Below are 6621 nucleotides of genomic sequence, written 5' to 3'. Positions count from 1 at the left end.
CCACCTCGCGGGGTGCCTCCCGGCGTCGGGGGGCGGGTGGGGGGGGGGCCCGGCGGGCGGGGTACCCCGCCGGACACCGGGTCGGGAGCGCGTTACTGGGCGCCGCCGAGCTTGCCGAGGATGACGCCCGAGGACGGGCCCTGCCACGACGGCGGGAACATGTACATGTCGTCCTCCGTGGGCCAGCCGGCGAACTTCGTCGTGTTGAAGAACGTCTGCGTGCCGTTCACGACGATCGGGATGTACGGCAGGTCCTCGACGATGTGCTCCTGGACGGTGGCGTAGGCCTCCTTCTTGGCGGCCTCGTCGTTCGTGTGGGAGGCGGCCTCGACGGCGGCGTTCACCTCGTCGTTGTCGTAGCGGGAGATGTTCCACTCGCCCGGCTCGAGCGCGGTGCCGACCTTCTGGGTGTAGTCGCCGGTGAACCACTCGCGGTAGATCTGGAACGGGTCGGCCAGCGAGGTGCCGACGACGCCGCCCATGATCAGCTCGAACTCGCCGGAGACGCGCGCGTCGGCGAACTCGTTCCAGGAGATCGTGGACGCGGTGACCTTGAGGCCCGCGGCCTTGGCCTGCTCCTCGATGAGCTTGGCGGCGTTGTTGAAGTCCGACCAGCCGTCGACGGAGGTCAGCGTCAGGTCGATCGGCTTGCCGTCCTTGCCGTAGAAGCCGTCGGCGTCCTTGGTGTAGCCGGCCTCCTCGAGGATCTTCCCGGCGGCCGCGGCGTCGGCGCTCTGCGGCGACTCCTTCGGCATGCCGTCCGCGATCCACTTGTCGTCGCGGCCGAGCAGCGCGAACGTCGGCGAGATCGGCTTGGCGAGCCCGACGAACGCCTTCTCGGTGATCGCGGAGCGGTCGATGGCGGCGTCGAGCGCCTGGCGGACGGCGACGTCCGTCTGGGCGCCCTCGCAGCCCAGGTCGGTGTTGGAGCACGTGTACAGCACGACGGGGTCGACGGGCGTGTTGACGTACCCGAAGCCACCGGTCGAGGTGATCCGCTCGGGATCCGGCACGAACATCGTGGTCCAGTCGATCTGCCCGGTGGTGAGCAGGTCCTCCGCGGACTGGTTGGCGTCGATGCCGACGTAGCGCAGGGAGGCGACCTTCGGCGCCCCGCCCCAGTAGTCGGGGTTGGCCTTCGCCGTGTACGCGGCGTTGGACGCCGTGTCGAGCATGTACGGGCCCGTGCCGACCGGGGACTCCGCGTTGTCCCACGCCACGAGCCCGGTGAGGGCGTTGCCCTCGGCGTCCTCGCCGGAGTCCTTCTCGTGCTCGGAGAACACGTGCTTCGGCACGATGTACGTGCTGCCGAGGATCGCGAACTCGTTCGCGAACGCCGGCTCGTCGAAGGAGAACACCACGGTGGACTCGTCCTGCGCGACCGCGTCCTTGAGGTAGACGGGCTTGGCGGTGTCGTTCGTGAACGAGTACACGACGTCGTCCGCCGTGAACGGCTGGCCGTCGTTCCACTGCACCCCGCTGCGGAGCTTCACCGTGAGCTCGGTACCGTCCTCGTTCCACTCGAACGACTCGGCGAGCATCGGCGTGGGGTCCACGTCCTGGAGCTTGTTGTACGCGAACAGCGACTCGTAGATGCCGCCGTTGGCGAGGTGCAGCACGCCCACCGCGTAGGGGTTGAAGTTGGGGGTGATCGGGGTCTGCGAGCCCGCCCAGATCACGAGCTCCTGGTCGGTGGCCTGCCCCTCGGCCGCGGGGGCGCTGGTGCCGTCGCCACCGTCGTTGCCCTCGGCGGAACCGGAGCACCCGGCGGCCAGGAGGGTCACGCTGGTCAGGGCGGCGGCGGCTGCGAGCCACCGTCCGCGGATCTTCCCTCGGATCATCGTTGGTCCTTCCAGTCGGCAGCGCACCCTCACGCCGCGATCGCTCACGCTTAGGGAAGGAACCTTAACGAATAGTCACAGGGACGGCGCTAGACCTTGAATCGTTATAAGGCAGGAGTGTTATCAAAACGTCACCTGGGCGCCTGCCCGGGAACCGGGCTGCGCGAGGACCGAGCCGGCCACGGCAGGGCGCGGACCCGTCACGTCCCCGCGCCCGCCGTCGTCGGTCGGGTGAGGCCCGATCCTCGCCTCGGCCCAGAACCCCTCTCCCAGGAGCGACCATGACCGCGAACCACCACCACGAGCGCGCGATCCAGGAGCTGCTGAGGTCTCTCGTCCGCGCCCTGCGCGCCAAGGACCTCGACGCGGTGCGCGGGGTCTACGCACCCGACGTCGTCTCGTTCGACGTCGAGCCCCCGCTGCAGCACGTCGGGATCGACGCCAAGCTGCGGAACTGGGTGCAGGTGTTCGACGCCTTCGCGACCGTCGACTACGAGCTGCGCGACCTCGCCCTGACCGTCGACGAGCACGTCGCCTTCGGGCACGCCTTCGGCCGGCTCAGCGGCACCCTCGCCGATGGCACGTCCGTGCCCGGGACGTGGGTCCGCGGCACGTTCGGCCTGCGTCGCGACGGTGGGCGCTGGCTGGTCGCGCACGACCAGGTGTCCGTCCCCGTGGACGTGCGCACCGGGGCCGCGGCCGTCGACCTCGAGCCCTGACCCGGGAGAGTCGGGCCTCCCCGGCCGCGTCGTCAGCCCAGCGTGAAGAGCACCCGTCGGTCGGGCACCGACGCCTCTGCCAACGTCGCGCGGACGCGCTCGCCCAGCGGCAGCCCGACGCCCTCGATGCGTGCCCGCACGGCCGGCGCCTCGAGCATGACCTCGCCGCGCTGCGGGCCGTCCGGCGCGCCTTCCTCGCCGTCGCCGCGCACGTCGACGACGACGCCGTCGAAGGCCTGTCCCTCGCGCCCGGCGAGCAGCGCCGCCTCGACGACGTCCACGCAGCCGCGCTCGAACGCACCCGCCGTGCGGGAAGCCGCCGCCATCGTCTCGGGCAGGGTGGGGAGCGCCTCGGTCACCCAGGCGGGCGGCTCCTTGCCGGCGGCGTGCGCGAGGCACACCTCCGTGGCGTAGCGGTCGGCGAGCCGCCGGAGCGGCGCCGTCACGTGGGCGTACTCGGCCGCGATCGCCGCGTGCCGGGCGTCCGCGGGCAGCGCGACCGGCGGCCCGCCGTCGGGCCCCGGCACGCCGAACGCCAGGTAGCCCGCGCCCCGGAAGAGCGACGTCGCCTCGGCGAGGAAGGCCGCGTGGGTGGGACGACGCGACTCGAGCGTCGGGACGAGCTGCGCATACGAGACCTCGTCGGGCCAGTCGATGCCGAGGGCCGCGGCCGTGCGGCGCAGGCGCGCGACGTCGCGGTCGTCCGCAGGGGGCAGCGTGCGCAGCAGGCCGATGCCCGCCTCCCGCATCATGGCCGCCGCGGCGATGCCGGTGAGCAGCGAGATCTGCGCGTTCCAGCCCTCGACGGGGAGGGTGCGCCGCAGCTCGAGCGTGAACGACCCGTCGGGCCCGGACGCGATCTCCTGCTCGGGGACCTCCAGCGACACCCCGCCGCGGTCCCGCTCGCGCTCCTGCCGCAGGCGGCCCACGTCCGCCAGCAGGGACAGGGAGTCCGACGCCGTCCCCGCGTCGAGCTGGCCCTGGACCTCGCCGTAGGTGAGGCGGGCGCGCGACCGCACGGTCGCGCGGGTCACGGAGCTGCTGGTGATCTCGCCGTCCGCGTCGAGCCCGATCGTCCACAGGACGGCCGGACGGTCCTCGTCGGGCAGCAGGCTCGCGGCCCCCTCGGAGAGGACGGGCGGGTGCAGCGGGGTGCGCACGTCCGGGCCGTAGACGGTGGTGCCGCGACGGTGGGTCTCGGCGTCGAGCGCGCCGCCCGGTCGGACGAACGCGGCGACGTCCGCGATGGCGTACCGGACGATGTACCCGCGGCCGGACGACGCGACGTGCACGGCCTGGTCGAGGTCCATGGAGCCGGGCGGGTCGATGGTCACGAGCTCGACGTCGCGGCGGTCCTGACGGCCCTGCCGTCCCTTGCCCCCGAGAGCCGACCCGCCGTCGGCGGCGGACTTCTCCGCCTCGTCCCGCACCTGGGCCGGGAACATCGCGGGCAGGCCGACCTCGGCGCGGAGCGCGGCGAGGGCGTCGGCGACCTCGGCCGGGCCCGCCTGGGCGAGATGGAGCTGACGCGTCGGCACCGCTCGACCGTAACGGCGCACGCCGGGTGCCGCGCGGCGAGGGGCCGGACCGTGAGGCACAGCACGGCACGGCGGACGCCCGGGTTTTCGACAGGCTCCGCCGCGGCCAGATATCTTGATGTCAAACAATCTCTCGTCCACCACTGCCCTGCCTAGGGAGCATCGCCGCATGACCACCGAGTCCCGGCCCGAGGCCGCCACGATCATCTACACGCACACCGACGAGGCGCCGCTGCTCGCGACGTACTCGTTCCTCCCGATCGTCGAGGCGTATGCCGCCCAGGCCGGGGTCACGCTCGAGACGCGCGACATCTCCCTCGCGGGCCGCATCCTCGCCCAGTTCCCCGAGCGGCTCACCGACGACCAGCGCATCGGCGACGCGCTCGCCGAGCTGGGCGCGCTGGCCACCACCCCCGGCGCCAACATCATCAAGCTGCCGAACATCTCGGCGTCCGTGCCGCAGCTCAAGGCCGCCGTCGCCGAGCTGCAGGCCCAGGGCTACGACGTCCCGAGCTACCCCGAGGACCCGCAGACCGACGCCGAGAAGGACGTGCGCGCCCGGTACGACAAGGTCAAGGGCTCGGCCGTGAACCCGGTGCTGCGCGAGGGCAACTCGGACCGCCGCGCCCCCGCCTCGGTGAAGAACTACGCGAAGGCGCACCCGCACCGCATGGGCGCCTGGTCGGCCGACTCGAGGACGAACGTCGCGACGATGGGCGAGAACGACTTCTTCTCCAACGAGAAGTCCGTCGTGGTCCCCGCCGACGACACCCTGACGATCCGCCTGGTCACCCCGGCCGGCACGACCGTCCTCAAGGACGGACTGAAGGTCGAGGCGGGCGAGGTCGTCGACGCGACCTTCATGTCCGTCGCGGCGCTGAACACCTTCCTCGCCGAGCAGGTCGCCCGCGCCAAGGCCGAGGGCGTGCTGTTCTCCGCGCACCTCAAGGCCACGATGATGAAGGTCTCCGACCCGATCATCTTCGGCCACGTGGTGCAGGCGTTCTTCCCCGCCCTGTTCGAGAAGTACGGCGACGAGCTCAAGGCCGCGGGCATCTCCCCCAACGACGGCCTCGGCTACCTGCTGTCCACGGTCGACACGCTGCCCCACGGCGCGGAGATCCGCGCCGCCGTCGAGCAGGGCCTCGCCGACGGCCCGGCCCTCGCGATGGTGGACTCCGACCGTGGCATCACCAACCTGCACGTGCCGTCCGACGTCATCATCGACGCCTCCATGCCCGCGATGATCCGCGGCGGCGGCCACATGTGGGGCCCCGACGGCAAGGAGCACGACACGCTCGCCGTCATCCCCGACTCGTCGTACGCCGGCGTCTACCAGACCGTCATCGACGACTGCCGCGCGAACGGCGCCCTCGACCCGGCCACCATGGGCTCCGTGCCCAACGTGGGCCTCATGGCCAAGAAGGCCGAGGAGTACGGCTCGCACGACAAGACGTTCGAGATCCCCGCGGACGGCACCGTCGAGGTCGTGAACGCGGCCGGTGACGTGCTGCTGAGCCACGACGTCCAGGCCGGCGACATCTGGCGCGCCTGCACCACCAAGGACGTCGCGATCCGCGACTGGGTCAAGCTCGCCGTCAACCGCGCCCGCGCCACCGGCTCCCCCGCCGTGTTCTGGCTCGACGCGCAGCGCGGCCACGACGCACAGCTCATCGCCAAGGTCGAGGAGTACCTGGGCGACCACGACACCGACGGCCTCGACATCCACGTGATGGCGCCGGCCGAGGCCACGGCGTTCTCCCTGGCGCGCATCCGCCAGGGCCTCGACACCATCTCGGTGACGGGCAACGTGCTCCGCGACTACAACACGGACCTGTTCCCCATCCTCGAGCTGGGGACGTCGGCCAAGATGCTGTCGGTCGTGCCGCTGATGAACGGCGGCGGCCTCTTCGAGACCGGCGCCGGCGGCTCCGCCCCGAAGCACGTGCAGCAGCTCCTCGCGGAGAACTACCTGCGCTGGGACTCGCTGGGCGAGTTCTTCGCGCTGGCCGCGTCGTTCGAGCACCTGGCGACCGTCACCGGCAACGCGCGCGCCCAGGTGCTCGCCGACACCCTCGACCGCGCCACGGGCACGTTCCTCGACCAGGACAAGTCCCCGACGCGGCGCGTCGGCGGCATCGACAACCGCGGCTCGCACTTCTACCTCGCCCTGTACTGGGCGCAGGAGCTCGCCGCGCAGTCGGACGACGCCGAGCTGGCCGCCGCGTTCGGCCCGCTCGCGGCGTCGCTCGCCGAGCAGGAGCGGACGATCGTCGACGAGCTCGTCGGCGTCCAGGGCTCGCCCGCCGACATCGGCGGCTACTACCGCCCCGACGCCGCCAAGGCCGCCGCGGTGATGCGCCCGTCCGCCACCTTCAACACGGCGCTCGAGGCACTCTGACGCCGAGGTAGTTCGCAAGTCGGCGAGGGAGCACGGGCGCCCATGCCATGAGGCCGAGCAGCACCATCGCGTAGCAGGAGAAACCCGCGTAGTGGCAGAAGAACGTGCGCCCGTGAGCGCGC

4 protein-coding genes are annotated in these 6621 nt (G+C 72.0%); 2 read left to right on the top strand and 2 right to left on the bottom strand.

Going from position 1 to position 6621, the window contains the following annotated elements; genetic code table 11:
- Positions 1-92: 92 nt before the first annotated feature.
- Positions 93-1841, bottom strand: coding sequence for an ABC transporter substrate-binding protein (locus tag ACFWEK_RS17050; protein WP_430554804.1), 1749 nt, complete (start codon positions 1839-1841; stop codon positions 93-95).
- A 281-nt stretch (positions 1842-2122) separates the two neighbouring features.
- Here ACFWEK_RS17050 and ACFWEK_RS17045 point away from each other — a divergent pair, with 281 nt between their 5' ends.
- On the top strand, positions 2123-2560 hold the full coding sequence (locus ACFWEK_RS17045) for a YybH family protein (RefSeq protein WP_430554803.1): 438 nt from the start codon (positions 2123-2125) through the stop codon (positions 2558-2560).
- A 32-nt stretch (positions 2561-2592) separates the two neighbouring features.
- Here ACFWEK_RS17045 and ACFWEK_RS17040 read toward each other — a convergent pair whose 3' ends face one another.
- Positions 2593-4098 carry an RNB domain-containing ribonuclease gene (locus tag ACFWEK_RS17040; protein WP_430554802.1) on the bottom strand — a complete coding sequence of 502 codons (1506 nt, stop codon included), beginning with the start codon at positions 4096-4098 and terminating at the stop codon, positions 2593-2595.
- 169 nt (positions 4099-4267) lie between these two features.
- On the opposite strand from ACFWEK_RS17040, the gene ACFWEK_RS17035 reads away from it, so the two are divergent.
- Positions 4268-6499 carry an NADP-dependent isocitrate dehydrogenase gene (locus tag ACFWEK_RS17035; protein ID WP_430554801.1) on the top strand — a complete coding sequence of 744 codons (2232 nt, stop codon included), beginning with the start codon at positions 4268-4270 and terminating at the stop codon, positions 6497-6499.
- Positions 6500-6621 lie beyond the last annotated feature (122 nt).

It is taken from the genome of Isoptericola sp. NPDC060257 (genome assembly GCF_042726645.1).
Taxonomy (GTDB): domain Bacteria; phylum Actinomycetota; class Actinomycetes; order Actinomycetales; family Cellulomonadaceae; genus Isoptericola; species Isoptericola nanjingensis.
This window is presented reverse-complemented; position numbering and strand designations above follow the sequence as displayed.